This is a genomic window from Actinocorallia lasiicapitis (assembly GCF_054778695.1).
In genome coordinates, this window is record NZ_BAAGZI010000006.1 from 13,893 (window position 1) to 39,745 (window position 25,853).

A 25,853-nucleotide genomic window follows, 5' to 3' on the forward strand; every position below is an offset into this window, starting at 1 on the left:
TCTCAGACTTCCTCGACCGAGCTCGGCTCACGCCGAGAAAGGTCGATGCCCAGCTCTTCGGCGGCGCGGAACACGTCTTCGTCGCTGTCGCGAAGCTCGATGTTCATGCCGTCCGAAGAAAGCACTTCCACATTCAGGCACAGGGACTGCATTTCCTTGATGAGGACCTTGAAGGACTCAGGAATGCCCGGTTCCGGAATGTTCTCGCCCTTGACGATGGCCTCGTACACCTTCACGCGGCCGAGGACGTCGTCGGACTTGATGGTGAGCAGCTCCTGGAGCGCGTAGGCCGCGCCGTAGGCCTCGAGGGCCCACACTTCCATCTCACCGAACCGCTGACCACCGAACTGCGCCTTACCACCCAGCGGCTGCTGCGTGATCATCGAGTACGGGCCGGTCGAGCGGGCGTGGATCTTGTCGTCCACCAGGTGGAGCAGCTTCAGGATGTAGATGTAGCCGACGGAGATCGCGTCCTTGAACGGCTCGCCGGAGCGGCCGTCGAAGAGCATCGCCTTGCCGCCGCCGCTGACCATGCGCTGGCCGTCCCGGTTGGGGATGGTGCTGGCCAGCAGGCCGGTGACGTCCTCCTGGTGCGCGCCGTCGAAGACCGGGGTCGCCGTGTTGGTCCACGGCGGGGCCTCCTCCAGGCCGATGGCCTTGAGGGAGCGCTTCCAGTCCTCGTCGTCGCCCTCGATCTTCCAGCCGCGCGAGGCGACCCAGCCGAGGTGGGTTTCGAGGACCTGGCCGACGTTCATCCGGCCCGGAACACCCAGCGGGTTGAGGACGATGTCGACCGGGGTGCCGTCTTCGAGGAACGGCATGTCCTCGACGGGCAGCACCTTGGAGATGACGCCCTTGTTGCCGTGGCGGCCGGCCAGCTTGTCACCGTCGGTGATCTTGCGCTTCTGGGCCACGTACACGCGGACCAGTTCGTTGACGCCCGGCGGGAGCTCGTCGCCCTCGTCGCGCGAGAACACGCGGACTCCGATGACCTTGCCGGACTCGCCGTGCGGGACCTTCAGGGAGGTGTCGCGCACTTCGCGCGCCTTCTCACCGAAGATCGCGCGGAGCAGGCGCTCTTCCGGGGTCAGCTCGGTCTCGCCCTTGGGCGTGACCTTGCCGACGAGGATGTCGCCGGTGACGACGTCCGCGCCGATCCGGATGATGCCGCGCTCGTCGAGGTCGGCGAGCACTTCTTCGGAGACGTTCGGGATGTCCCGGGTGATCTCTTCGGGGCCGAGCTTGGTGTCGCGGGCGTCGACCTCGTGCTCCTCGATGTGGATCGAGGACAGGACGTCGTCCTGGACCAGCCGCTGGCTGAGGATGATCGCGTCTTCGTAGTTGTGGCCTTCCCACGGCATGAACGCCACGAGGAGGTTCTTGCCGAGGGCCATCTCGCCCTGGTCGGTGCAGGGGCCGTCGGCGAGGACCTGGCCGAACTCGACCCGCTGGCCCTCGTCCACGATGGGCTTCTGGTTGAAGCAGGTGCCCTGGTTGGAACGCTTGAACTTGGCGACGCGGTAGGTCTGCCGGGTGCCGTCGTCGTTCATGACGGTCACGTAGTCGGCGGACACTTCCTCGACCACGCCGGCCTTCTCCGCGGTGATCACGTCACCGGCGTCGGTGGCGGCGCGGTACTCCATGCCGGTGCCCACGAGCGGGGCCTCGGAGCGGAGCAGCGGGACGGACTGACGCTGCATGTTCGAGCCCATGAGGGCGCGGTTGGCGTCGTCGTGCTCGAGGAACGGGATCATCGCGGTCGCGACCGACGTCATCTGACGCGCGGACACGTCCATGTAGTCGACCTCGGACGCGCGAGCCAGTTCGGTCTCACCGCCCTTGGTGCGGACCAGGACCCGTGCCTCGGCGAAGGTGCCGTCGGCGTTGAGGCCCGAGTTGGCCTGCGCCTTGACGAAGCGGTCCTCCTCGTCGGCCGTCAGGTAGTCGATCTGCTCGGTGACCTTGCCGTCGATGACCTTGCGGTACGGGGTCTCGATGAAACCGAACGGGTTGACCCGGCCGAAGGCGGCGAGCGAGCCGATCAGGCCGATGTTCGGGCCTTCCGGGGTCTCGATCGGGCACATGCGGCCGTAGTGCGACGGGTGGACGTCACGGACCTCCATGCCGGCGCGCTCACGGGACAGACCACCCGGGCCCAGCGCGGAGAGACGACGCTTGTGCGTCAGGCCCGCGAGGGGGTTGGTCTGGTCCATGAACTGCGACAGCTGGGAGGTGCCGAAGAACTCCTTGATCGACGCCACGACCGGGCGGATGTTGATCAGGGTCTGCGGCGTGATCGCCTCGACGTCCTGAGTCGTCATCCGCTCGCGGACGACGCGCTCCATCCGGGCCAGGCCGAGACGGACCTGGTTCTGGATGAGCTCGCCGACGCTGCGCAGGCGGCGGTTGCCGAAGTGGTCGATGTCGTCGACCTCGACCGGCAGGTCACGGCCGTCGGGAGCGTTGAACTCCTCCTCGCCGGCGTGCAGGCGGACCAGGTACTCGATCGTGGCGACGATGTCGTCCTCGGTCAGGGTGCCCTGGTTCATCTCGATGTCCAGGCCGAGCTTCTTGTTGACCTTGTACCGACCGACCTTGGCGAGGTCGTACCGCTTCGGGTTGAAGTACAGGTTGTTGAGAAGGGTCTGCGCGGACTCCTTCGTGGGGGGCTCGCCCGGCCGCAGCTTGCGGTAGATGTCGAGCAGCGCCTCGTCCTGACCAGCGGTGTGGTCCTTCTCGAGGGTGATGCGCATCGACTCGTAGTCGCCGAAGCGCTCGAGGATGCGGGCCTCGTCCCAGCCGAGCGCCTTGAGCAGGACGGTGACGCCCTGCTTGCGCTTGCGGTCGATACGGACGCCGACGTTGTCGCGCTTGTCGATCTCGAACTCGAGCCAGGCGCCCCGCGAGGGGATCACCTTGCAGCTGTAGATGTCCTTGTCCGAGGTCTTGTCGAGCTGACGCTCGAAGTAGACGCCCGGGGAGCGGACGAGCTGAGAGACGACGACACGCTCGGTGCCGTTGATAATGAAAGTGCCCTTGGGCGTCATGAGCGGGAAGTCACCCATGAACACCGTCTGGCTCTTGATCTCACCAGTGGTGTTGTTGATGAACTCCGCCGTGACGAACATCGGGGCGGAGTAGGTCATGTCCTTGTCCTTGCACTCCTCAACGGAGTACTTGGGCGGCTCGAACCGGTGGTCGCGGAACGAGAGCGACATGGTCCCGGAGAAGTCCTCAATGGGACTGATCTCCTCAAAGATCTCTTCGAGACCCGACTGGGTCGGGACGTCCTTGCGACCGGCATCCTGGGCCGCCTGGACACGGTTCTTCCAACGCTCATTGCCGAGCAGAGTGTCAAAGGACTCTGTCTGCAGAGCGAGAAGATCCGGGACTTCAAGCGGTTCATCGATGCGCGCGAAAGAGACGCGGTTCGGACCGGTCAGGGTCTTCGAGGCGTTGCGCGAGGCTGCCAAGAGTGGTCCTTCCGAGGGCTCGCGGCGGTGACGGGCGTGCACGCCAAACCATCCCCGAGAAAACAGTGATCATAAGTCAAGATCACGACAAGGTTGCCACGGCGGATAGTTAAAGGGCAGCGCAAAGGGGCAGTGTAGCCGACTGGCACACTGCACGCAACTCTACGGTCTCTATGCACATCATCGTTGCCTCGCAGCATCGTCCTTCAGGCCCTACAAGTCAAGGCCGCACGCGGACTTTTCGGGCTCTGAGCAGCAGTGACGAGGTTCATAGTTTAGAGACGCGGCTCACAAGGAATAACCACAAACCCGCTGCTTACCGGACACGTCGCGGCCCCCTTGGATCAAGCCCGCCCCAGGCCGTCACCAAACGATCTTGACGTTGCCCACACCTGCCCCGCCTTGGCAAGATCTTGACCTCAACGGACGAACCGGACCTACCGGAAGGCTCGCCCGACCCTCACCGGCTACGCCGCGTACGCGGACGCCTGGAGCGTGGAGAAGAGGGTTCCTGCGGGGGTGGTGGCAGGGCTAGATTGCTGTGGCGTGGGGGACCATACACGGCGGGTCGCGGCGGCCTACGACGGTGTCGCGGAGCTCTATGCGGAGCGGTTCGGGAACGCGCTGGAGGACGAGCCGTTCGCGCGGGCCATGCTGGGCGCCTTCGCCGAGCTCACCCGGGGGCCCGTCGCCGACGTGGGGTGCGGGCCCGGGCATGTGACGGGGCTGCTGCGCACGCTCGGGGTGGACGCGTTCGGGCTTGACGCCTCCGCCGAGATGGTGGAGCTCGCCCGGCGGGCGTGGCCGGAACTGACCTTCGTCCGGGGCGAACTGGGGGCGCTGCCCGTCGCCGACGGGGCGCTCGGCGGGCTGCTCGCCCGGTACTCGGTGATCCACACGCCGGTGGCCGAGGTGCCCGCGATCTTCACCGAGTTCGCCCGGGTGCTGGCACCCGGCCGGCACACCCTGGTCAGCTTCTTCGCGATCGAGGGCGACGGGCCGCTGGAATTCGCGCATCAAGTGGCGCCCGCGTTCGCATGGCCCGCGGGAATTGTGGGAAGGATGCTCGGCGAGGCGGGGCTGGCCCCCGTCGCGCGGTTCGTCGGTGAAGGCGGCGGACGACCGGGATTCCTTGACGGGCACATCCTGGCGCGGCGGGAGTAGGCCCACGGGTTCGCGGCGTTGCTTGATCAGGCGTGGCTTGATCAGAAGGCGTGACTTGATCAGAATCGGCGGGCGGAAGGGGAAATACCGAGCGGTTCGGCGGGGTTGTTCGAGCCGTTCATCAGTGCGTACTCGCTAGGAGAAGATCATGCGGATTGCCGTGTTGGGGACCGGCGGGGTCGGACGGGCGTTGGCGGGGCGGTTCGCCGAACTCGGCCACACCGTGACGGTCGGGACGCGGGACGTCGCGGCGACCCTGGCCAGGACGGAGCCCGATCAGCAGGGCCAGGAGGGGTTCGGGGTCTGGGCGGCGCGGCACGGGCGGATCGGGGTGGCGACCCTCGCCGAGGCGGCGGCCGGGGCTGAGATCGTCGTCAACGCCTCGTCCGGGCAGACCACGCTGCAGACCCTGGAGGGGGCGGGAGCGGGGAACCTGGCGGGCAAGATCCTCATTGACGTCACCAATCCGCTGGACTTCTCGCAGGGGTTCCCGCCCACCCTGTTCGTCAAGGACACCGACTCGCTCGCCGAGCGGATCCAGGCGGCGTTCCCCGACGCGCTGGTCGTCAAGACGTTCAACACGATGACGGCCGATCTGATGGTCCATCCGGAGACCCTGGCGGACGGCGATCACACGATCTTCGTGTCGGGGGACGACGCCGGCGCCAAGAAGGCCGTCGCGGGGCTGCTCACCGAGATCGGCCACCGGGACGTCGTCGATCTCGGGGATCTGTCGACGGCCAGGGGCACCGAGATGCTGCTCCCCCTCTGGCTGCGGATCATGCAGGCGACGGGGACTTCCCACTTCAATCTGAAGCTGGTGCGTTAGGAAAAAGAAGAACGGCACCGGTCGGGGGAGACCGGTGCCGTTCCTCGAAGGGAAACTCGAAGGGAAAGCGGTCAGAGCACTTCCAGCTTGGAGACCAGCCAGGAGCCGCCCGACTCGACCATGGTCAGCCGGAGCCGGTGCAGGTCGGTCGAGGGCTCCGCGCCCTTGCGGTTGGTGGACTGGTTGAGGAACACCAGGACCCGCACGCCGTTCTCGTCGGCCGACTCGACCCCGGCCTTGCTGGCGGTGCCCAGCACGACGGCCTCCTGCTCGGGGGCCTGCGCGAGGAGCTTGGCGGCGCTCTTCTCGTAGGCGGCCCGGAAGTCGCCGGTGGTCTCCTTCAGGACGTTCTTGGTGTCGGACTCGATGGTCCGGTAGTCCCAGGAGGAGATGTCCTGCGCGGCGTTGACGGCCGCCCGGCTCGCCGAGTCGAGCTCCTTCTCGGAGTACTTGCCGTCGGTCTCGGCCCGCAGGAAGAACGCGCCGCCGAGCAGCGCCGCGGCCACCAGACCCAGGGTGATCATCACCCAGAGCGGCGGACCGCCGGCGGGCTTGTCCGTGGCGGGCTTGTCCGTGGCGGGCTTGTCCGTGGCGGGCTTGTCCGTGGCGGGCTTGGCGGCGGCGGGCTTGGCTGCGGCGGGTTTGGCCGTGGAGATCTTCTTCTTGGCCGCGGGCGCCTTGGCCGGGGTCTTCTCCGGCTCGTCGGCGACCGTCTCGTCCTCCGGCAGGTCGACGTCCAGCGCGAGCTGGTCCTCGACCTCCTCGTCGGAGGTGGTGGGCGTGCCGTCGAGGTCGTCGAGGCTGAGCTGGCCCTCGACGGGCTCGATGACGGTGGCGTCTTCCTCGGTCTCGATCTCGGCGATCGCGGACGAGGACTTCTTGAAGAGGTTCACTGCACCATCGCAAAGTCCGACACGAGCCACTTGCCGTGTTCCTTGACGAGGCTCATCCGGAACCGCATGTTCCGGGCGGCTCCGTTGGGCACCTGAGGGGTGGTCACCACGGAGGTGACGGCCACGATGACCTCGGCGGAGTCCTCGTCGAGCGAGACCACTCCGGCGCTGAGCACCGATCCGCTCGACTTCGACTGGTTCTTGGTGAGCTGGTCGGCGAGGTTCTTGGTCTCGCCGCCCCACTGGTCCTTGAACCCGCCCGTCGCGCCGGACAGCACGCGCTGCACGTCGGCGTCGACGGTGTCGTAGTTCATGGTCACCATGTTGAGCGCGACCTGCCGTGCGGCCGTGAGGGCCTCGTTCCGCCGGTCCATGTCGGACGAGGCGGACCAGGCCTTCTGGGCGGGCGGGACGAGCAGCGCGCCGGCGACGAGCAGGGCGACGACCAGCAGGGCCGTCACCCCCCAGCGCCATTGCGCGGCGACGCGCCTCATGACAGCGGGCCGAGGAGCAGCCACTTCCACGATTCATCCCCCAAGAGGCTCTTCTGACCGCCGGTCGAACCGACGACATACGTCTTTCCGTCCGGTCCGACGTACTTTCCGGTGGTCGGATCGTAGCCGGTCACATAGACCGACTTGGACGTTTGCGTCTGGTACGGCTTGCGCTGGTCGTCGTCGGAGTCCTCGTCCGAGACGTTCCTGACGACGGACGCGGCGGGGGGTTCGCCCGCTCCGTCGAGGGCGCCGGGCGGCAGGATCGGAGCCGGACGCGGCTTCGGCGCGTTCTTCGCGCCGCGGACCGCGATGTTCTTGTCCGGGTCGGTGCAGCCGATGTCGAGACGGGCGGGGGTCTCCTGCGTGAACTGGGGCCAGCGCTTCTTGGTCTTCTCGTAGCCCTTGGTGCACGGCGCCGGGGTGTCGCCGTTGAGCACCAGGCCCATGTGCTGGTAGCCGTCGCCCGGCAGGATCGTCGGGCCGCCGCCGAGCGCGGCGGGAAACAGCAGGAGCAGGGTCCGCAGGCCGTCCTCGTACCGGGTGATGACCTGGCCGGTGGAGGTGAGGTTGGCGAGCAGGACGGGCAGGTCGGGCGCGAGCCGGTCGATGAGGTCGTCGGCCTGGTCCACGGCGGGGACGGTGACGTCGATGTCCTTGCGGATGGCGGCGTCGTCCTTGCGGATCTGGTCGGTGAACGAGGCGAGCTGCCGCGCGAAGTTCTGGATGGCGGTGCCCTTGTCGCGCTGGGTGGTCAGCACAACCTTGCTGTTGTCCAGCAGGTCCTCGGTGGTCGCGTAGTTCTGGTCCATCTCCTTGATGATCCGGCCGCTGTCGTCGAGGATCGACTGCAGGTCCGAGCCGGTGCCCTTGAACGCCTTGTCGAGCTCGTCGACGATGGTCTTGAGGTTCTTCGGGTTGACCGACGCGACGGTGTTGTCCAGGTTGACCAGCAGCTCGGACACGCGCACCGGGATGCGGGTGTCGGTCGCCGGGATCGTGTGGGCGGGACCGTCGGACAGGTAGGGCGCCTTGTCGCTGCGCGGCTGCAGGTCGACGTACTGCTCGCCGACCGCGGACCGGTTGGCGACGACCGCGAGGGTGTCGGCGGGCACCTTGTGGTCCTTCTTGAGCAGCAGCTCGATCCGGACCCCGGTGTCGGTGAGCTTGATCGGCCCGACCTTGCCGATGGTGACGCCGCGGTAGGTGACCTCGGAGTTGGTGAACGCGCCGCCGGAGTCCGGCAGCTCGACGTAGGCCGTGTAGCTGTTGTTCAGCAACTGCTGACCGACCCCGATGTACCGGTAGGCGGTGTACCCGACGCCCAGCACCGTGATGATCAGGAACACGAGCAACTGGACTTTGACGCCCGGCTTGAGGATCACGACGTGCCTCCCAGGAGTGCGTCGAGCGACGGGTCGGTCATCCCGACCGTCGGGAGGATCGAGGTGCCCGGGCCGCTGCCGTCGCCGACGCCGAGCACGCCCGGCGGCTGCTGGGTGAGGGAGGTGCCGGGCGGCGCGATGAGGTTGCGCAGCGCGGCGGCCTGCTTGGACAGCGACTTGGCGAGTGACTTGTCGGCCGAGGTGCCGGTGAGCAGGTTGTGCATGATCTCGTTCATGTCGAGCGAGACCGTCATGTTCATGTTCGCGAAGTCACCGCGGACGGTGTTGGCGAAGTCGTCGGGGAACGGGAACGTCAGCAGGTTGCCGATGTTCTTCGGCACCAGGTCACCGCTCTTGTTGATGTTCTTCAGGACCGGCTGGAGCGCCTTCAGGTTGGCCAGGAAGTCCTTCTTGGACTTCGTGATCGTGCTGGAGGTGATGTCGCCGAACTTGGAGAGCCCGACCAGCATCTTGGTGAGGTCGGCGCGGTTCTGGCGGAGGATCGACACGGCCGGCGCGGTCTGCTCGAGCGTGTCGGCGATCGTGCCCTTCTCCGCCTCGAGCTTCACCATCAGCTTGTCGATCTTGTCGAGGGCGTCGGTGATGACGTACTTCTGCTTGTCGATCACGGTGACGAACTTGTCGACCCGCTTGAGCACCGACTTGATCGTCTCCTCGCGGCCGGACATCGCCGCGTTGAGCTCCCGGGTGATCGTGGAGATCTGCTCGATGCCGCCGCCGTTGAGGAGCATCGACAGCGCCGACAGGACCTCTTCGACCTCGGTGTTCTGCTTGGTCGCCTCGATCGGGATGAGGTCGCCGCCTGAGAGCTCACCGCTCGCTCCGGAAGCCGGTGGCTTCAGCGCAACATACTTCTCACCCAGAAGTGAGGTCTGGGCGATGGTGGCGGTGGCGTTGTCGGGCAGTTTGACCGACCCGTTCAGCTTGACGGTGACGTCGGCGCGCCAGCCGTCCAGCTTGATCTCCTCGATCCGGCCGACGGACACGTCGTTGACCTTGACGGTCGCCTGGGGCACCAGGTCGAGGACGTTCGCGAACTGGATGTGCACCTCGTACGGGTGCGATCCCAGGTCGGGGCCGCCGGGCAGCGGGATCGAGGAGACCCCGTCGAACGAGCAGCCCGACACCGCGAGTACCGCGGCGGTGGCGAGAGCTAGCCGCTTCTTCACTGGCCTCCTCCGTCCGGGAGCAACCCGCCGAGCGTCTGGTCGGGCTTGCCGCCCGCCTGGCCGGTCTTGACGCCCTTGCACTTGGCCGGCTTGCGCTTGTCGTTCGGCGCGTAGGCGTCGCAGGGCACGGGGTGCGGGTTGTAGGTGGTGGTCAGCGCGGTGATCCACGACAGGTCGAACTTCAGGTCGAAGCCGAGGCCGCCCGCGATCGGCGCGAGGGTCTTCAGGCAGTCCTGGGGCGGGCTGCCGAGGGAGTAGGCCAGCGAGCAGATCCAGTCCGCGGGGTTCTTGAACTGGAGGAAGTTGGTGCGCGTGTGCAGGGTCCCGGAGATCGGGTCGTAGGCGCGCGCCATGTTGGCGATGCCCAGCGGCGCGGTCCCGAGGAAGTCGCCGAGCGCTTCCTTCTGCTTGACCAGCACCGCCGTCGCGGCCGCCAGGTCGGCGGTGCTCTTGGAGATGCTGCCCTTGTTCTCCTTGACGAACTTGGTGACCTTCTGCAGCGTCGGGCCGAGGATCTGCAGCGCCTGGCTGAGCTCCTCCTTCTCGCCGTTGAGCTGGGTCGACACCGACGACAGATGGTCGGTGAACCGCCGGACGTCGCCGTCGTTGTCGGCCAGGACCTTGGTCAGCGCCTCGAGGTTGTTGATGGAGGCGGTGATGTCCTGCCGGTTCTCCGACAGGGTCGACAGGACGTCGGCCGAGGCGGAGATGGTCTTGCGCAGGTCGTCGCCGTTGCCTTCGAGGTTGGCGGCGCCGACCTCGAGGAAGCGGGACAGCGCGCCGTCCTTGTTGGCTCCGTCGGGGCCGAGCGCCTTGTTCAGGTCGTTCAGGCTCTGGGCGACCTCGTCGACCTCGACGGGCACCGCGGTGCGGCGGATGTCGAAGGTCGCCGACTTCGCGAGCACCGCTCCCCCGGTGTAGACCGGGGTGATCTGCACGAACCGGTCGGAGACCAGCGACTGGGCGACGATGACGGCCTGGGCGTCCGCCGGGATCTTCCGCTTCCGGTCGTAGGACATCTCGACCTTGACGGTCTCGCCCGCGGGCTGGATGCTGTCGACTTTTCCGACGGGGATGCCGAGGATCCTGACGTCGGCCCCGGGGTAGAGGCCGACCGTGTTCGAGAAATAAGCGGTGATCTTGTTCTGGGGTGCGCTCGGCCAGAACAGCACGACGGCTGCGACGGCGACCACCACCACCAGGAACGGCACCGCGACACGCAAGAGGGTTCTCACAGCGGGCCTCACGGGAGCAGCGGGAGCGGGTCGTTGGAATTCTTCTTGTCGTTGTTCTTCGGCTTCTTGTCCTTGGACGCCGGGCCGATGCTGGCGGGGATGGGGATGAAGTTCTGGATGTAGCTGTCGAACCAGCGGCCGCTGCCGGTCGCGTCGGTGAACTGCCGGCCGTAGACCGCCATCAGCTGGAGGTTGCGGTCGAGCGTCTCCTTGTTCCTCAACAGGAGCGCCGAGACGGTCTGCAGGTTCTTGAGCAGCGGCTTGAGCTCGTCGTCGTTCTCGTCGATCACCGCGTTGATCTGCTGGGACACCGCGTAGGTGTTGAGCAGGAGCTGGTGGATCGTGTCGCGGCGCGCCTGGACGGCCTGGAGGATCTGGTCGCCCCGCTGGACGACCTTCAGGAAGTCGTCCTTGCGGTCGGCCAGCACCCCGGTGACGTCCTTGGCGCGGGTGATGAGCTGCGCGAGCTCGTCGTCCCGCGAGGAGATCGTCTTCGACAGCCGCTGGAGGCCCTGGAGCGAGGCCTTGATCTCCTCGGGCGAGTTCTTGAACGTCTCCGACATGGTGTCGAAGGCGGTCGCGAGCTGCTTGTCGTCGATCTGCGTGAGGTTCTTCGACAGATCGGCGATCGCGGGGACGACCTCGTAGGGCGTGGTGGTGCGGGAGCGCGGGATGGCCAGGGACGGCCGCTGCTTCTCGGGGCCGCGCGGATGGACGTCGAGGTAGTGCGAGCCCAGCAGGGTCTTGATCTTGATCTCGACGCGGGTGGCGTTGCCGATCTTCACCCCGTCGTTGATCTTGAAGTCGACCCGCACGTGGTCGCCCTCCAGGTCGAGCCCGGTCACCTTGCCGACCTTGACGCCCGCGATCCGCACCTCCTCGCCATCGCGCAGACCCGCCGCCTCGGCGAACTCCGCGTGGTAGGTGGTGCCGCCGCCGACCAGCGGAAGGCTGTCGAGGTTCAACGCCAGCGCGACGCCCAGGGCGATCGAGCCGAGCGAGACCAGGCCGAGGACCGTGGGGTTCTTCTCTCGGAACGGGATCCTCACTGCTTGCACCTCGCGTTGTCGTTCACGATCTTCGGCGTGAAGTAGGCCGGCGCGCCGGGCAGCACGATCCGCGCGTCCATGCTGCAGAGGTAGTAGTTGAACCAGGAACCGTAGGAGGTGGTCCGGTTCAGCTTCTCCAGCCGGCTCCGCATGTTCTTGAACGACTTGTCCAGCACCGCGTCGTTGTCGGCGAGGGTCCTGGTCAGGGTGTTCAGGCCGTCGATGTCGGTCTGGATCGACGGGCGGGCCTGCTTCAGCAGGTCGGCGGTGACGCCGGTCAGGGTGTTCAGCGACGACAGCGAGTCCATGATGGCCTTGCGGTCGTCCGCGACCCCCGACACGAAACCCGACAGCTCCTTGAGCAGCGTGTTCGTCTGGTCGGTGCGGTCGGAGATGGTGCCGAGCACCTCACTGAGGTTGGTGATGACACGGCCGATGACCTCGTCGCGGTCGGCGAGGGTGTTGGTCAGCGACGCCACATGCGTGAGCAGCGAGTTGATCGTGCCGCCCTCACCCTGGAGCACCTTGACGATCTCGAACGACAGCTTGTTGACGTCCTCGGGGTTCAGCGCCTGGAACAGCGGCCGGAAGCCGTTGAACAGGGCGGTGAGGTCGAGGGCCGGCTCGGTGTGCTCGACCGGGATGGTCCCGTTGCCCGACAGCACCTCACCGGAGGTGCCGGGGCCCTGCGTCAGCGACAGGTACCGCTGCCCGATGAGGTTGCGGTACCGGACCTGGGCGAGGGTCGAGGCGGGCACGCCGCCGCTGAACGGACCCGACCGCTCCAGCGAGAAGTGGACTTCCGCCTGGGTGCCGTTGGGGGCCAGCTTGATCTCGTTGACCTGCCCGATCCGGACGCCCGCGACGCGCACCTCGTCGCCCTTGAGCAGGCCCGAGGAGTCGACGAAGATCGCCTTGTAGTCGGTGGACGGGCCGAACCGGTGGTTGGCGATGGTCACGGCGAGAATGCCCGTGATCAGCGAGGTGAAGGCGACGAACGCGGTCAGCTTGAGGCCGTCGACGACGGTTCTGCGGTTCTCGCTCACTGGACGTTCACCACCCCTCCCGTGGCCAGCGGACCGAACAGCAGGGTCGCGAAGTCGGGCACGTCATCGGCTTCCATGTCCAGGGTGGGGGCGACCACGGCCTTGATCACGTCGTTCTGGGACTGTCCGGGGCCGGGGGTCACGAACAGGTTCGAGACCTCGCGGTTCTTCTTCCACCAGATGTCGTCCTCGTTGCCGTCCAGGGCCAGCCAGTCGTCGAACGGCACCTTGGGGTTGGGCAGGCCGTAGCAGCGCGGGTTGCGGTAGTCGCGGGCCTCGGGCTTGTTGAGCGGGTACTTGTAGCCGGGCCGCGGCTTCACGATCTCGATCCACAGGTTGCTGGACGGACGCTTGCCCGCACCGACCGCGTCGTTGTTGTTCTTGCTGAGGGTGTCCAGACCGGACATCACGCAGGGGAACGACACCGAGTACTTGGCCAGCACCTTGAGCGGCGCCTTCCAGGAGATGTTGATGCCGATGATCTTGCTGCTGTTGTCGTTCATGAACCGGGTGCCCTTGTCGGCCACCTGGGTCACGCTCGGGATCAGCTCCTCGATCGCGGCACGCTTCTCCACGATGGTCCCGCTGGTGAAGTTGAGGTTCCGCAGCACGCGCATCAGGTCGGGAGTGGCGGCCGCGTACACGTCCGACACGTCACCGAGGGCCTTCAGGTCGTACAGGAACGTCTTCAGGTTCGGGTTGACCTTGGCGAGCAGGGTGTCGAGCTGCTCCGCGGTCTCGCCGAGCTGGTCACCCCGGCCGTCGAGCGCCGTGGCGACGGCGTTGAGCGTCGCGTTCAGCTTCGCCGGCTCGACCGCCTCCAGCAGCGGCATGATGTCGTTCAGCACCTGGTCGATCTCGACCGACACCGCCGACTTGTCCTGCGTCAGCACCGAGCCGTTCTTGATCGGGGCCGCGGGCTGCGCCGAGACCGACAGATCGATGTACTTCTCACCGAACAGGGTCTTGGGGAGCAGCCGGCCCGTCGCGTTCGACGGGACGTGCCCTGCCTTGTCCTTCTGGATCGCCAGCTCCATGACGGCGCTGCCGTCGGGCGCCGACCTGATGGACTTGACCTCGCCGATGATCAGGCCGCGGATCTTGACGTCCGAGTGGGGCAGCAACTGGAGCCCCGCCCGGTCAGCGGTGTACTTGATCTTCACGACGTCCGAGAACGCCCGGTTGTAGAAGGCGATGCAGAGGACGAACAGCAACGCGCACACGATGAGGAACGACACGCCGGAGACGCGGTTCCGGATCTTCTCTGGCATTTTCGCTACCCCGCCACTCTGACGCTCGTGGTCGCGCCCCAGATGGCGATGCCGAGCATCAGGTCCAGGACGTTGACGGTCACGATGGAGGTCCGCACCGCACGGCCGACGGCGATGCCCACCCCGGCGGGGCCGCCGGAGGCGTTGAAGCCGTAGTAGCAGTGGATCAGCATGACGATCACCGCGAAGATGATCACCTTGCCGAACGACCACAGGATGTCGTACGGCGACAGGAACAGATTGAAGTAGTGGTCATACGTACCGGCGGACTGGCCGAAGAACGTCGTCACCATGATCCGGGTCGCCACGTAGGAGGCCAGCAGGCCGATCACGTACAGCGGAATGACCGCGATCATGCCCGCCACCAGGCGGGTCGAGACGAGGAACGGCAGCGACGGGACGGCCATGACCTCCAGCGCGTCGATCTCATCCGAGATCCGCATCGCGCCGAGCTGCGCGGTGAAACCGCAACCGACCGTCGCCGACAGCGCCAGCGCGCTCACCAGCGGGGCGAGCTCACGGGTGTTGAAGTACGACGAGATGAACCCGGTGAACGCCTCCGAACCGATCTGGTTCAGGGCCTGGTAGCCCTGGAGACCGACCTCGGTACCGGTGAAGAACGTCATGAAGCCGACGATCGCGGCGGAACCGCCGACGACCGCCAGACCGCCCGTCCCGAGGGTCACCTCGGCGAGCAGCCGCAGGACCTCGGTCCGGTAGCGGGTCATCGCCCGGAAGAACCAGGCGAACGCACGCGCGTAGAAGGAGAGCTGACGGCCCAGGTCGTCGAGACTGTCGATGGGCTTGCGGTAGAGCGGCGCCATCACATGCCCTTCGCCGGGACGAGCTGCAGGTACAGCGCGCTGATCAAGAAGTTCTCCAGGAAGAGCAGCATGAAGGTAATGACGACGGTCTGGTTCACCGCGTCGCCCACGCCCTTCGGGCCGCCCTTCGCGTTGAGGCCCTTGTAGGCCGCGACCAGACCGGCGGTCAGACCGAAGACGAACGCCTTCGCCTCCGCCTGGTAGAGGTCGGGAAGCTGGGCCATGCCACTGAAGCTCGACAGGTAGGCGCCCGGAGTGCCGCCCTGCAGCATCACGTTGAAGACATAACCGCCGACGATGCCGACGACCGACACCAGGCCGTTCAGGAACAGCCCGATGAACGCGCAGGCCAGCATCCGCGGGACGACCAGGCGGTGCAGCGGGTTGATGCCCAGCACCTCCATGGCGTCGATCTCTTCACGGATCTTCCGCGCGCCGATGTCGGCGCACATCGCGCTGCCCGCCGCACCGGCGATCAGCAGCGCCGTCACGATCGGCGAAGCCTCGCGGACGATCGCCACGACGCTCGTCGCGCCGATGTAGGACTGCGCGCCGAGCTGGCGGATGAGGCCGCCCATCTGGAGGGACAGGACGGCGCCGAACGGAATCGCCACCAGAGCGGTCGGGACCACCGTCACACCGACGATGAACCACGCCTGCTGAATGAACTCGCGCCACTGGAAAGGCCACTGGAACATGGCCCGGAACACGTCGAGACACAGGCCGAAGAAACGGCCGGGCTCCTTGATCAGGAGGTTGACGGCACCATCGGCGACGGGGCGCAGGCGGCCGGGGTGTGCGCCTGCGCCGGGTCGGGATGTCATCGCTGGTAGCCTCCGGCGGATGCCGCGTTGACGGAAGCGACGTAACGCGGCCACTCTTCCACCCAGTTGCGGCCCAGGTCGTCGATGAACGAACCGGGCGGCGGGGTGACACCGTGGGCGCGCAGCCACGAACCGGGCGCGTGCTGGGTCGGGCGGATCAGGCCGGAAGACGGCATGAGCTGCGGGGGGATCGGGGGGAGCTTGCCCGGGTCGTTACCGGCGGCGGCCTCGGCCTCGAGCTCGCTGACGTCCTTCTCCTCGGACATGCCGATGGGGCCGACGCGGCGGGCGTTGAGGAACTGGCGGACCACGGGCTCCTCGGACGACAGGAGCATCTCCCGCTGGCCGAACATGACCAGTTCACGGCGGAAGAGCAGCCCGATGTTGTCCGGGACGGTCCTGGCGGTGTTGATGTCGTGCGTGACGATCAGGAACGTCGCGCCGATCTGCGCGTTCAGGTCGACGATGAGCTGGTTCAGGTACGCGGTGCGGACCGGGTCCAGGCCGGAGTCCGGCTCGTCGAACAGGATGATCTCGGGGTCGAGGACCAGGGCGCGAGCCAGGCCGGCACGCTTGCGCATACCGCCCGAGATCTCGCCGGGCAGCTTGCCCTCGGCCCCGATGAGGCCGACCATGTCCATCTTCTCCATCACGATCCGCTTGACCTCGGACTCGGACTTCTTCGTGTGCTCGCGCAGGGGGAACGCGATGTTGTCGAAGAGGTTCATCGAGCCGAACAGCGCGCCGTCCTGGAACAGGACCCCGAACAGCTTCCGGGTCTCGTACAGCAGGTTCTCGGGCAGCTGCGGCAGGTTGCGGTCACCGATCCAGACGTTGCCTCGTTCGGGCTTGAGCAGGCCGACGAGGGTCTTCAGGAACACGGACTTGCCGGTTCCGGAGGGGCCCAGCAGGACGCTGATCTCACCTGCGGGAAGCGTCAATGAGACGTCTTCCCAAATGGTCTGTCGGCCGAAGCGCTTGGTCAGTCCTTCGACCCTGATTTCGACGCCCACTCGTCACCTCTCGTCCAGCCGGGGGGGATATCCGGATCCATGAGCGAGTAGAAGTTCCTACGTCACTCAGCGCGTCGGCCTCGTGACTACCGGCCAGTAGCAATCTGGCGGGTTCCACTAACTTAGTGACCTTTTCGCAAAAAGGAAGGGTCTGAGACTAAGTTGTAGGCACAAAAGCGACGCTGTAAGGCAATCGTTACTTATGTCACAGGAGAGCCTACTGGGCTGCGGTTTCCCTGCTCAAGTGCAGGGCCCGAGCGGTCCACCGGCCGCAACAAAGATCGTTTCCCGTCTTGTCAGTGACGTGACAAAAACGGTCCGGCGATTGTTCGGCATGGGGGAATGCGAACGGCCGGTCACCCCGTTTCCGGGGTGACCGGCCGTTGCGAAGAGCCGATCGGTTCGTTACAGAACCGAAACAGAGCTACTTACTTGACGGACACCGTGGCGCCGGCGGCCTCGAGGGCAGCCTTGGCCTTGTCCGCGGCCTCCTTGTTGACCTTCTCCAGGAGCGGCTTCGGAGCGCCGTCGACCAGGTCCTTGGCCTCCTTGAGGCCGAGGGAGGTCAGGGTGCGGACCTCCTTGATGACCTGGATCTTCTTGTCGCCGGCGGACTCGAGGATGACGTCGAACTCGTCCTTCTCCTCGGGGGCCTCAGCGGCGGCGCCGCCGCCGACCGGGCCACCGGCGAAGACGGCAGCCGGAGCGGCGGCCTTGACGTCGAAGGTCTCCTCGAAGAGCTTCACGAAGTCGGAGAGCTCGAGGAGAGTCATCTCCTTGAAGGTGTCCAGCAGCTCTTCGGTGCTGAGCTTCGCCATGATGTGTTCCTCCAGAACAGGCTTGCTTAAGTACTTGTGTGTCTTACGACCACGGGGGTGAGCTGAAGCCGATTACTCGGCCGCAGCCTCCTCGGTGACGACTTCCGCGACGGTCTCTCCACCCTCGGCGCGCTTGGCGCGCAGAGCCTCGGCGAGCTGCGCCATCTGCGTGGGAAGCGCGTTGAACGTCGCCGCAGCGTTGCTCATCGACGCCTTCATCGCACCCGCGAGCTTCGCGAGCAGAACCTCGCGCGACTCCAGGTCGGCCAGCTTCTTGATCTCGTCGGCGTTCATCGGCTTACCGTCGATGAAGCCGCCCTTGATCACGAGCAGCGGGTTCGCCTTCGCGAAGTCACGCAGGCCCTTGGCGGCCTCGACCACATCGCCCTTGACGAACGCGATGGCGGACGGACCGACGAGAAGCTCGTCCAGTCCGTTGACGCCCGCGTCCTTCGCGGCGATCTTGGTCAGCGTGTTCTTCACGACCGCGAACTTCGTCGTGTCACCGAGGCCGCGACGGAGCTCCTTGAGCTGCGCCACGGTGAGCCCGCGGTACTCGGTCAGGACAGCGCCGTTGGAGCTCTCGAATTCATTCTTGAGCTCGGCGACTGTCGCGCCCTTGTCCGCCCTCGCCATGGGACTCCTTCCAAATGTCTCCGCCGATGCACCGAAGAGCCCTGAAACACACAAAACGTCCCGGCGCAGGCGCACGGGACGTCACAAGAGATCTTGATCTATCTTCGCACCATGCGCGGGTCGCCCTGAGCGGTCCAGGAACCTTCGGCTGCCCTAGCAGGCAGCGACCGGCGGTCTTCGGCAAGAGCCAGAGTACGTCAAGAGGCGGCGGACGCCAAATCGAGCGTCCCGCCGCCTCTTCCCGAGGGTGTTCCCGCTTACTACGGGAGCTTGAAGTCGCTGGTCTGGTCGGCCGGCGGGGCGGCGACGGAGACCTTCGTGTTGTAGTCGCGGAAGACCACGGTCACGTCGTAGGACTTGTTCTCCGTGGACGTCGCGTGGGCGGTGACCTTGCGCGGAAGCTGGTCGCCGTCCAGCCAGTAGTCGAACGACAGCGACTCGGCGCCCTTAGCCAGCTCCTCGGCCTTCACCTTCAGGTCGGGGGCGAGCTCCTTGAGCGCCTTCTGGACGTCGACCGTGCCCTTGTAGTGGGTGGTCTGCACGCCGTCGATCTTCTCCTCGCCGACCTTGGCCACATCGGTCGACTGAGAGACGATCTTCGCCAGGTCGGCCGGGTTGGCCTGGGTGACCTGCTTCAGGATGTCCTGCGGGTTGAAGCCGACGGCACTGCCGACCGTCCCCAGATCCACCTTGATCCACGGCTTGGTGCCGCCGGTGAACTGGTTGAGCTGCTTGTTCGACACATAGACGTTCTGGCCGACCAGCAACACCTTCGTGCCGCCCGTCCCGATGTTCAGGCCACCGAGAGAGATCTGGTCGAGGTCGACGCTCAGCGCCACCTCGGGCTTGATCTGGAACCTGCCGACGCCGTGCACGGTCGCGCCGCCGCCGACCGTCAGCTCCGCACCGAACGACTTCACGTCCTCGGTCTTGCTGACGGACTCCGTCAACGCCTGGTTGGCGCTCAGGTTCACGGTCTTGGGGTTGTTCGCGCCCTGCCCGCCGCAAGCGGTGAGGGCCAGGGCGAGGGCGGTACCGGCCACTGCGCCGGTGGCGAGCTTCTTCATCATGCCTCCGAGTGTGCAATGCACTCTAAGGTGCACACATCCCTCGTCGGGACCAACCTCACCCCTAAGGGTTAGACCTGAGACGTACGAAAGCCCCACCCCGAAGATCGGGATGGGGCTCCGTACTGCGGTGCTAAAGCACTAGCGCGACCCTCAGGCCTCGTCGATCTCCGCGGTGAAGCCGCGGGTCACCGACGGGTCCACGGGGATGCCGGGGGCCATCGTCGAGGTGACGGTGATCTTCTTGATGTAGCGACCCTTCGCCGCGGACGGCTTGAGACGCAGCACCTCTTCGAGAGCGGCGGCGTAGTTCTCCACCAGCTGACGCTCGGTGAACGAGGCCTTGCCGATGATGAAGTGGAGGTTCGCGTGACGGTCCACGCGGAACTCGATCTTGCCGCCCTTGATCTCGGTGATCGCCTTCGCGACGTCCATCGTGACCGTGCCGGTCTTCGGGTTCGGCATGAGACCACGCGGACCGAGCACGCGGCCCAGACGACCGACCTTGCCCATCATGTCCGGGGTCGCCACGACCGAGTCGAAGTCCAGCATTCCGCCGGCGATCTGCTCGATCAGGTCGTCCGCACCGACGATGTCGGCGCCGGCCTCACGGGCCTCGTCGGCCTTCGCGCCACCGGCGATGACGGCCACGCGGGCGGTCTTACCGGTGCCGTGCGGCAGGTTGACGGTGCCGCGGACCATCTGGTCGGCCTTACGCGGGTCGACACCGAGGCGGGTGTTCACCTCGACGGTCGGGTCGAACTTGGTGACCGTGGTCTCCTTGGCGAGACGGACGGCGGCGAGCGGCGAGTACAGCTCGTCGTCGTTGATCTTCGCCTGGGCGTTGCGGTAACCCTTGCTGCGCTTCATGCTGCTCCCCTTTCCGGGAGTTCGTGGCTTGACGGACCGCGCGGGCCCTACCACTGGTGGAAACACCAGGCTCACGCCTGGAGCGGGACTACTTGACCTCGATGCCCATGGAACGGGCGGTGCCGGCGATGATCTTCGCGGCGGCCTCGATGTCGTTGGCGTTGAGGTCCTTCATCTTGAACTCGGCGATCTCGCGGACCTGCGCCTCGGTGATCGAGCCGACCTTGGTCTTGAGCGGGTTCGAGGAGCCCTTGTCGAGGCCGGCGGCGCTCAGGATCATCTTCGGCGCCGGGGGCGTCTTGGTGACGAACGTGAACGAGCGGTCTTCGTAGATGGTGATCTCAACGGGGATCACGCTGCCGCGCTGGGCTTCGGTAGCAGCGTTGTACTGCTTGCAGAAGTCCATGATGTTGACGCCGTGCGGACCGAGAGCGGTACCGACGGGCGGCGCGGGGGTCGCGGCACCGGCCTTGAGCTGGACCTTGACGATCGCGCTAATTTTCTTTTTCTTCGGAGGCATGACGCCGTCCTTTCGTTCCGTTGTGCTGTGGCTCCGGCTCCTGCTGCGCAGGCAACATCATGGTCGGAACGTGAACCTGGATGTTGGAGCCCGGTATAAAGCCCCCGGTGTCAGAGACAGCGGGGGCCGAGACTGAGTCAGTCTACCCGAAGGTCAGATCTTCGTGACCTGGTTGAACGAGAGCTCGACCGGGGTCTCGCGGCCGAAGATCGAGACGAGCACCTTGAGCTTCTGGGTGTCGAGGTTGATCTCGTTGACCGTGGCGGGGAGGGTGGCGAACGGGCCGTCCATGACGGTGACCGACTCGCCGACCTCGAAGTCGACGGTGGCGACGGACTTCGACGAGGAGGACTTGCCGGCAGGCGCGCCGGGAACTTCGGCGGGCTCGGGGGCCAGCAGCTTCGCGACCTCGTCCAGGCTCAGCGGCGACGGCTTGTTCGACAGGCCGACGAAGCCGGTGACGCCCGGGGTGTTGCGGACGGCGCCCCAGGACTCGTCGGTCAGGTCCATGCGCACCAGGATGTAGCCCGGCAGGACCTTCTCGTTGACCTTCTGGCGCTTGCCGTTCTTGATCTCGGTGACCTCCTGCTGGGGCACCTCGATCTGGAAGATGAAGTCTTCCATGTTGAGGGTCGTCGTCCGGGTCTCGATGTTGCTCTTGACCCGGTTCTCGTAGCCCGCGTAGGAGTGGATCACGTACCAGTCGCCCGGCTGCATCCGCAGTTCGCGCTTGAAGTCCTCGTACGGGTCGCCGACCGGGAGTTCGACGGCGTCGGCCTCGGCCTCTTCAGCGTCTTCGATGTCCGCGTCTTCGACGGCTTCGAGACCCTCGTCGGCCTTCTCGAACTCTTCGTCGGTCTCGGCGGCTTCGTCGCCGACGACTTCCAGGCCTTCGATGCCCTCGATCTGCTCGAGGTCCTCGATCTTCGATTCGGCCGGCGTGCCCGCCACTCCCTCCACCAGCGACTCCTCGGGGAGCTCATCGTGGAACTGCGAGTACTCGGACACGGCAGTGACTCTCTTTCTGAAGTCTGTGGTGGAAAGGTGACGCGCTGAGACTCAGCCTAGTCGGCGAAGAGCGCGAAAATACCCTTCGACAGACCCCAGTCGAGCAGAGACACGATACCGATCATGACCAGGACGAAGGCCATCGAGATCATCGTGTAGTTGATGAGCTCCTTGCGCGTCGGCCAGATGACCTTGCGCAGTTCGCCTACGACCTGACGGATGAACAGGGCAGGGCTGGTGCGCTTGCGCTTGGCAGGCTTGCCCTTGTCCTCGGTCGCGGCGTCGCGCGTCTCAGTCGCCATGTCACCCTCGCTCGGAATCGGTTTGCGATCAATCCGACACGGCGGGCTGGGCCGGCGCCGTGCTCGCGTCCACTGTATGCGTGGTCCCGTGGATTAGGAACGAGACGCTGCTCCGCAGGGCAAGAGGGACTCGAACCCCCAACCGCCGGTTTTGGAGACCGGAGCTCTACCAATTGAGCCATTGCCCTTCACCAGCAGGGCGCGCCGCCTGAGGCGTCATGCTCCGCTAGGACCAGAAGCATACGTCCCCCAGCCCCATACGTCGAACCGGATACCCCCATCACCCTATTTGTCCCTGTACAGCCGCCACGTGATGGCGGCCCGCCCCTCCCCCACCGGCCGGGCGACGGCGCTCACCACCCCCCGCTTCAACGCGGTGATCTCGAAGGCGATGCCCTTGTTCGGCCTGATGGTCTTGACGACCGGTTTCGCGCCGGGAGCGCGCAGCTCCAGCACGATCTTGTAGTCGGAGCGCTCCGCGTCGCAGGTCGCGGCGAGGAAGTAAGTCCCGGGCTCAGCCGGATAGTCCACACCGAAGGGAGCGTCGGCAACCGGAATCTGTTCATCTTTCGACTCCCAGAGCAGATCGGCATCCTTGCCGTCATAGGTCGCCTCGCTGCCCACATGGATGTCCGCTGCCGGGCTCGGCACAACGGCCGCGGTGGCGGTCGCCGCAGGTGGAGCGGGCTTCTCCCCGCCGCCGTCGAGGGCGAGGGGCACCCCGCCGATGACCACCAGGGCCGCGGCGGTCGCGGCGAAGGCCCGGTTCCGGACTATCCTGCGGCGGCGTTTTATGGCGATTCCTTCGAGAAGCGCGGGCGAGGCGGTGAGGTCGGCGACTTCGGCCCGGAGGGCGTCGCGGAACTGCTGCTCGGTCATCGGACGTCCTCCAGGGTGCGGGCACGGAGTTTGGCGAGGCCCTTGGCGGCCTGGGACTTGACGGTGCCGACAGCACAGCCGAGAAGCGCGGCGGTCTCGGCCTCCGACAGGTCCTCCCAGTAGCGGAGGACGAGGACGGCCCGCTGGCGGGGCGGGAGGGTGCGGAGCTCGGCGAGGAGGGTGGTGCGGAGCGGGACGTCCGGGCCGTCGCCGGGGCGGTCGGGAGGGTCGGGAGGGTCGGCGAAGCTGAACTCGCGGAGGATCCGGAACCTTCGGGTCCGGTTGATCGTCAGGTTGACGAGGATGCGCCGCACGTAGGGCTCGGGATCGCCGTCGATGCGGCGCCAGTGCCGGTATGCCTTCTCCAGAGCGGTCTGGAGGGTGTCCTCTGCGTCGTGGCGGGAGCCCGCCGACAGCAGGACGGCCGTGCGGAGGAGGGCGGAGCCGCGTGCTGTGACGAAGGCCTCGAAGTCGTCGTCCAAGGGGAGTTCCTCTCTTTCACCTGCTCATACACGTGGCCCGTGCGGGAGGTTGCCCGGAGGGAGGGTAGTTCTTACGGGTGGTTGTCGGGGGTGGTCGGCGTGTCGGTTGGGGGGGATCGGGCAGGATTGGGCGATGGAGCTCCGTGCCGTTTCACGGCTTCCCAAGGCGCATCTGCATCTGCATTTCACGGGGTCCATGCGCCACAGCACCCTGGTCGACCTGGCGGCGAAGTACGGGCAGCATCTGCCCGGGGCGCTCGCCGGGGAGTGGCCGCCGCAACTCAAGGCGACCGACGAGCGGGGGTGGTTCAGGTTTCAGCGGCTGTACGACATCGCGCGGTCCGTGCTGCGCGAAGAGGACGACCTGCGGCGGCTGGTGCGGGAGACCGCAGAGGACGAGGCGTCCGAAGGGTCGGGGTGGCTGGAGATCCAGGTGGATCCGTCCGGTTACGCCGCGAAGTTCGGCGGGTTGACGCCGACCGTGGAACTGGTGCTGGACGCGGTGCACGACGCGTCACGCAAGACCGGGGTCGGCATCGGGGTGATCATCGCGGCGAACCGGACCCGGCATCCGCTCGACGCCAAGTCGCTGGCGCGGCTGGCCGTCCAGTACCGGGACCGGGGCGTGGTGGGGTTCGGGCTGTCCAACGACGAGCGGCGCGGACGTCCGTACGAGTTCGAGGGCGCGTTCCGGATCGCGAAGCGGGGCGGGCTGCTGTCGACTCCGCACGGCGGCGAGCTGCAGGGGCCCGAGGCGGTGCGGCCGTGCCTCGATCTGCTGCAGGCGGACCGGATCGGGCACGGCGTCAGGTCGATCGAGGATCCACACCTTGTGGACAGGATCGCGGCGAGCGGCGTGACCCTGGAGGTGTGCCCGGCGTCGAACGTCTCGCTGGGGGTGTTCGACGATCCGGCGGAGGTGCCGGTGCGGCGGCTGTTCGACGCGGGCGTCCGGATGGCGCTGGGCGCGGACGACCCGCTGCTGTTCGGCTCCCGGCTCGGCACCCAGTACGAGATCGCCCGCACCGAGCACGGCTTCACCGACTCCGAACTGGCCGACCTGGCCCGCGGTTCGATCACCGGCTCGGCGGCCCCCTCCGACGTCCAGAAGCGCCTCCTGGAGGGCGTCGACGACTGGCTGGCCGCCCCCCTCGCTTAGTTCCAGAGGCCCTGACGTTCCAGATGCTCCATGAGCAGGTCGCCGGCGCGGACGACGTGCATCCGGGTGGCGGCGGCCGCGGCCTGCGGGTCGCCCTGCCGGAACGCCTCCATCATCGCGGTGTGGCCCTGCGCGGACGCCTCCGGCCAGCCCGGGATCCGGGCGTAGAACCCGCTGGGGAAGTAGCGGGTGACGGCCCCCAGCACCCACGCCAGTTTCCGGGACGCCCCCGCCTGGTGGACGACGCGGTGGAACCGGTCGTTGTGGTCTTCGACCAGTTCGAAGGAGCGGGCGGCGACGGCCCCGACCATCCGGGCGTGGATCTCTTCCAGTTCGGCGAGCAGGGCGGGGGTGAGCTGGCGGCAGGCCCGCGCGGACAGCTCCTGGCTGATCAGCGCCTGGATCCAGAACAGGTCGTCGATGTCCTGCCGGGACAGCTCGGCGACGACGAAGCCGCGCCGTGGTTCGAGTTCGACGAAGCCCTCGCTGCGCAGTGACTGGAGTGCTTCGCGTACGGGCGTGACACTGATACCGAATTCAGCGGCGAGCCGTTCGAGCCGTAGGAATTGTCCGGGCCGGACCTGCCCGTACATGATTTGTTCACGTATTCGAGCCGCCACCTCATCGCTGAGCTGGGGCCTTAGCCCCAGCCCTGCCCGTGGAACCGTCAACCCCATAACCGCCTCACCGAGCCGTGTGTTCCATATTGCGCGCTGGTCCGCACTTTCGGAACACGGTCAGGGTGAGGAAATTCAACCGGTGATGCCTTCGAAGAGGAGCAGCGCGCCGAAAATGGCGAAGCTGGCCGCCGCGCCGATCTGGATCACTCGGTCGGGCAGCTTCCTGGCGAGCAGACCGCCGACGACGATGGCGAGGGCGTCGGCGGCGACCATGCCGATGGTGGAGCCGAGCCAGATGCCGGTCCAGTTCCACCAGCCGGTGTCCTGGGCGGCGAGGGTGACGGTGGCGAGCATGGTCTTGTCGCCGAGTTCGGCGAGGAAGAACGCGCCGCCGACGGCGAGGATCGCCGAGCCGGTGGCCTTGGCAGCCTTGTTCTGCTCCTCGTCGTCGAGGGAGTCGCCGCGCATCGTCCAGGCGGCGAAGCCGAAGAAGGCGAGCCCGGCGAGGATGTTGATCGGCCGGGTGGGGAGCGCGGCGCCGACGAGCGCGCCGAGGGCGACGCTGGCCAGGTGGACGAGGGCGGTCGCGGCGGTGATCCCGATCAGCACCTGGCGGATCGTGAACCGGGTGGCGAACGTCATGGCCATGAGCTGGCTTTTGTCGCCGAGCTCGGCGATGAAGATCACCGCGGTGCTCAGAAGGAACGCTTGCACGAGTGCCCTTTCGCTCGCGCCGAGCGAAGGGCGGGGAAATCGCGACCTCGGCCCGGCGACATTGTCACCAGGCCGAAGGTCTCGCCCA

The 25,853-nt window shown here is 66.7% G+C and carries 26 protein-coding genes and 1 tRNA gene; 3 read left to right on the forward strand and 24 right to left on the reverse strand.

Going from position 1 to position 25,853, the window contains the following annotated elements; all coding sequences use genetic code 11:
* Nucleotides 1-2 precede the first annotated feature (2 nt).
* Entirely contained in the window at nucleotides 3-3,473 is a 3,471-nt protein-coding gene (rpoB, locus tag ACYVE7_RS01630; RefSeq protein WP_460362526.1) for a DNA-directed RNA polymerase subunit beta, read from the reverse strand.
* A 546-nt stretch (nucleotides 3,474-4,019) separates the two neighbouring features.
* Between rpoB and ACYVE7_RS01635 the strand changes: the two genes are divergently transcribed.
* On the forward strand, nucleotides 4,020-4,637 hold the full coding sequence (locus ACYVE7_RS01635) for a class I SAM-dependent DNA methyltransferase (RefSeq protein WP_460362527.1): 618 nt from the start codon (nucleotides 4,020-4,022) through the stop codon (nucleotides 4,635-4,637).
* A 148-nt stretch (nucleotides 4,638-4,785) separates the two neighbouring features.
* Entirely contained in the window at nucleotides 4,786-5,466 is a 681-nt protein-coding gene (locus tag ACYVE7_RS01640; protein WP_460362528.1) for an NADPH-dependent F420 reductase, read from the forward strand.
* A gap of 71 nt (nucleotides 5,467-5,537) precedes the next feature.
* Here the strand turns inward: ACYVE7_RS01640 and ACYVE7_RS01645 are convergent, their stop codons facing one another.
* The 21 genes from ACYVE7_RS01645 to ACYVE7_RS01745 form a co-directional block, all read right to left on the reverse strand.
* The gene (locus tag ACYVE7_RS01645; protein ID WP_460362529.1) at nucleotides 5,538-6,359 is read right to left on the reverse strand and encodes a hypothetical protein; all 822 of its coding nucleotides are present in this window, start codon (nucleotides 6,357-6,359) and stop codon (nucleotides 5,538-5,540) included.
* Nucleotides 6,356-6,853 (reverse strand): hypothetical protein, encoded by a 498-nt coding sequence (locus ACYVE7_RS01650; protein WP_460362530.1) that lies wholly within the window; start codon nucleotides 6,851-6,853, stop codon nucleotides 6,356-6,358. Before ACYVE7_RS01650 ends, ACYVE7_RS01645 begins: the two co-directional genes overlap by 4 nt.
* Complete coding sequence (locus ACYVE7_RS01655; protein ID WP_460362531.1) at nucleotides 6,850-8,238, reverse strand: MCE family protein; 1,389 nt, start codon at nucleotides 8,236-8,238, stop codon at nucleotides 6,850-6,852. The genes ACYVE7_RS01650 and ACYVE7_RS01655 overlap by 4 nt, the downstream gene beginning before the upstream one ends.
* Nucleotides 8,235-9,428 carry an MCE family protein gene (locus ACYVE7_RS01660; RefSeq protein WP_460362532.1) on the reverse strand — a complete coding sequence of 398 codons (1,194 nt, stop codon included), beginning with the start codon at nucleotides 9,426-9,428 and terminating at the stop codon, nucleotides 8,235-8,237. The genes ACYVE7_RS01655 and ACYVE7_RS01660 overlap by 4 nt, the downstream gene beginning before the upstream one ends.
* Nucleotides 9,425-10,663, reverse strand: coding sequence for an MCE family protein (locus ACYVE7_RS01665; RefSeq protein WP_460362533.1), 1,239 nt, complete (start codon nucleotides 10,661-10,663; stop codon nucleotides 9,425-9,427). The genes ACYVE7_RS01660 and ACYVE7_RS01665 overlap by 4 nt, the downstream gene beginning before the upstream one ends.
* Nucleotides 10,664-10,671: 8 nt before the next feature.
* Nucleotides 10,672-11,712, reverse strand: coding sequence for an MCE family protein (locus tag ACYVE7_RS01670; protein ID WP_460362534.1), 1,041 nt, complete (start codon nucleotides 11,710-11,712; stop codon nucleotides 10,672-10,674).
* Nucleotides 11,709-12,758, reverse strand: coding sequence for an MCE family protein (locus ACYVE7_RS01675; protein ID WP_460362535.1), 1,050 nt, complete (start codon nucleotides 12,756-12,758; stop codon nucleotides 11,709-11,711). The genes ACYVE7_RS01670 and ACYVE7_RS01675 overlap by 4 nt, the downstream gene beginning before the upstream one ends.
* Nucleotides 12,755-14,029: an MCE family protein gene (locus tag ACYVE7_RS01680; RefSeq protein WP_460362537.1), complete on the reverse strand. Its 1,275-nt coding sequence runs from the start codon at nucleotides 14,027-14,029 to the stop codon at nucleotides 12,755-12,757. The genes ACYVE7_RS01675 and ACYVE7_RS01680 overlap by 4 nt, the downstream gene beginning before the upstream one ends.
* A 5-nt stretch (nucleotides 14,030-14,034) precedes the next feature.
* Nucleotides 14,035-14,853 carry an MlaE family ABC transporter permease gene (locus ACYVE7_RS01685; RefSeq protein WP_460362538.1) on the reverse strand — a complete coding sequence of 273 codons (819 nt, stop codon included), beginning with the start codon at nucleotides 14,851-14,853 and terminating at the stop codon, nucleotides 14,035-14,037.
* Nucleotides 14,853-15,677: an MlaE family ABC transporter permease gene (locus tag ACYVE7_RS01690; RefSeq protein WP_460362539.1), complete on the reverse strand. Its 825-nt coding sequence runs from the start codon at nucleotides 15,675-15,677 to the stop codon at nucleotides 14,853-14,855. Before ACYVE7_RS01690 ends, ACYVE7_RS01685 begins: the two co-directional genes overlap by 1 nt.
* The gene (locus ACYVE7_RS01695) at nucleotides 15,674-16,690 is read right to left on the reverse strand and encodes an ABC transporter ATP-binding protein (RefSeq protein WP_460362540.1); all 1,017 of its coding nucleotides are present in this window, start codon (nucleotides 16,688-16,690) and stop codon (nucleotides 15,674-15,676) included. The genes ACYVE7_RS01690 and ACYVE7_RS01695 overlap by 4 nt, the downstream gene beginning before the upstream one ends.
* Nucleotides 16,691-17,118: 428 nt before the next feature.
* Nucleotides 17,119-17,508 carry a 50S ribosomal protein L7/L12 gene (gene rplL, locus ACYVE7_RS01700; RefSeq protein ID WP_460362541.1) on the reverse strand — a complete coding sequence of 130 codons (390 nt, stop codon included), beginning with the start codon at nucleotides 17,506-17,508 and terminating at the stop codon, nucleotides 17,119-17,121.
* 72 nt (nucleotides 17,509-17,580) lie between these two features.
* A complete protein-coding gene (rplJ, locus tag ACYVE7_RS01705) occupies nucleotides 17,581-18,144 on the reverse strand; it encodes a 50S ribosomal protein L10 (RefSeq protein ID WP_460362543.1) in 564 nt (187 codons plus the stop codon).
* A gap of 260 nt (nucleotides 18,145-18,404) precedes the next feature.
* The gene (locus ACYVE7_RS01710) at nucleotides 18,405-19,214 is read right to left on the reverse strand and encodes an LppX_LprAFG lipoprotein (RefSeq protein ID WP_460362545.1); all 810 of its coding nucleotides are present in this window, start codon (nucleotides 19,212-19,214) and stop codon (nucleotides 18,405-18,407) included.
* Nucleotides 19,215-19,364: 150 nt separating this feature from the next.
* On the reverse strand, nucleotides 19,365-20,081 hold the full coding sequence (rplA, locus tag ACYVE7_RS01715; protein ID WP_460362547.1) for a 50S ribosomal protein L1: 717 nt from the start codon (nucleotides 20,079-20,081) through the stop codon (nucleotides 19,365-19,367).
* Nucleotides 20,082-20,169: 88 nt separating this feature from the next.
* The gene (rplK, locus tag ACYVE7_RS01720) at nucleotides 20,170-20,601 is read right to left on the reverse strand and encodes a 50S ribosomal protein L11 (protein ID WP_460362549.1); all 432 of its coding nucleotides are present in this window, start codon (nucleotides 20,599-20,601) and stop codon (nucleotides 20,170-20,172) included.
* Between the two features lie 153 nt (nucleotides 20,602-20,754).
* Nucleotides 20,755-21,609, reverse strand: coding sequence for a transcription termination/antitermination protein NusG (gene nusG / locus ACYVE7_RS01725; protein WP_460362550.1), 855 nt, complete (start codon nucleotides 21,607-21,609; stop codon nucleotides 20,755-20,757).
* A 56-nt stretch (nucleotides 21,610-21,665) separates the two neighbouring features.
* Nucleotides 21,666-21,911 (reverse strand): preprotein translocase subunit SecE, encoded by a 246-nt coding sequence (gene secE / locus ACYVE7_RS01730; protein WP_460362551.1) that lies wholly within the window; start codon nucleotides 21,909-21,911, stop codon nucleotides 21,666-21,668.
* A gap of 115 nt (nucleotides 21,912-22,026) precedes the next feature.
* A tRNA-Trp gene (locus ACYVE7_RS01735) sits at nucleotides 22,027-22,099 on the reverse strand.
* A gap of 97 nt (nucleotides 22,100-22,196) precedes the next feature.
* Nucleotides 22,197-22,790 (reverse strand): hypothetical protein, encoded by a 594-nt coding sequence (locus tag ACYVE7_RS01740; protein WP_460362552.1) that lies wholly within the window; start codon nucleotides 22,788-22,790, stop codon nucleotides 22,197-22,199.
* Nucleotides 22,787-23,272, reverse strand: coding sequence for a SigE family RNA polymerase sigma factor (locus ACYVE7_RS01745; protein WP_460362554.1), 486 nt, complete (start codon nucleotides 23,270-23,272; stop codon nucleotides 22,787-22,789). Before ACYVE7_RS01745 ends, ACYVE7_RS01740 begins: the two co-directional genes overlap by 4 nt.
* A 133-nt stretch (nucleotides 23,273-23,405) precedes the next feature.
* Here ACYVE7_RS01745 and ACYVE7_RS01750 point away from each other — a divergent pair, with 133 nt between their 5' ends.
* Nucleotides 23,406-24,431, forward strand: coding sequence for an adenosine deaminase (locus ACYVE7_RS01750; RefSeq protein ID WP_460362556.1), 1,026 nt, complete (start codon nucleotides 23,406-23,408; stop codon nucleotides 24,429-24,431).
* Here ACYVE7_RS01750 and ACYVE7_RS01755 read toward each other — a convergent pair.
* Entirely contained in the window at nucleotides 24,428-25,108 is a 681-nt protein-coding gene (locus tag ACYVE7_RS01755) for a GntR family transcriptional regulator (protein WP_460362558.1), read from the reverse strand. The two genes, ACYVE7_RS01750 and ACYVE7_RS01755, sit on opposite strands and share 4 nt — an antisense overlap.
* A 75-nt stretch (nucleotides 25,109-25,183) precedes the next feature.
* Nucleotides 25,184-25,765, reverse strand: coding sequence for a TMEM165/GDT1 family protein (locus ACYVE7_RS01760; protein WP_460362560.1), 582 nt, complete (start codon nucleotides 25,763-25,765; stop codon nucleotides 25,184-25,186).
* Nucleotides 25,766-25,853: the final 88 nt, after the last annotated feature.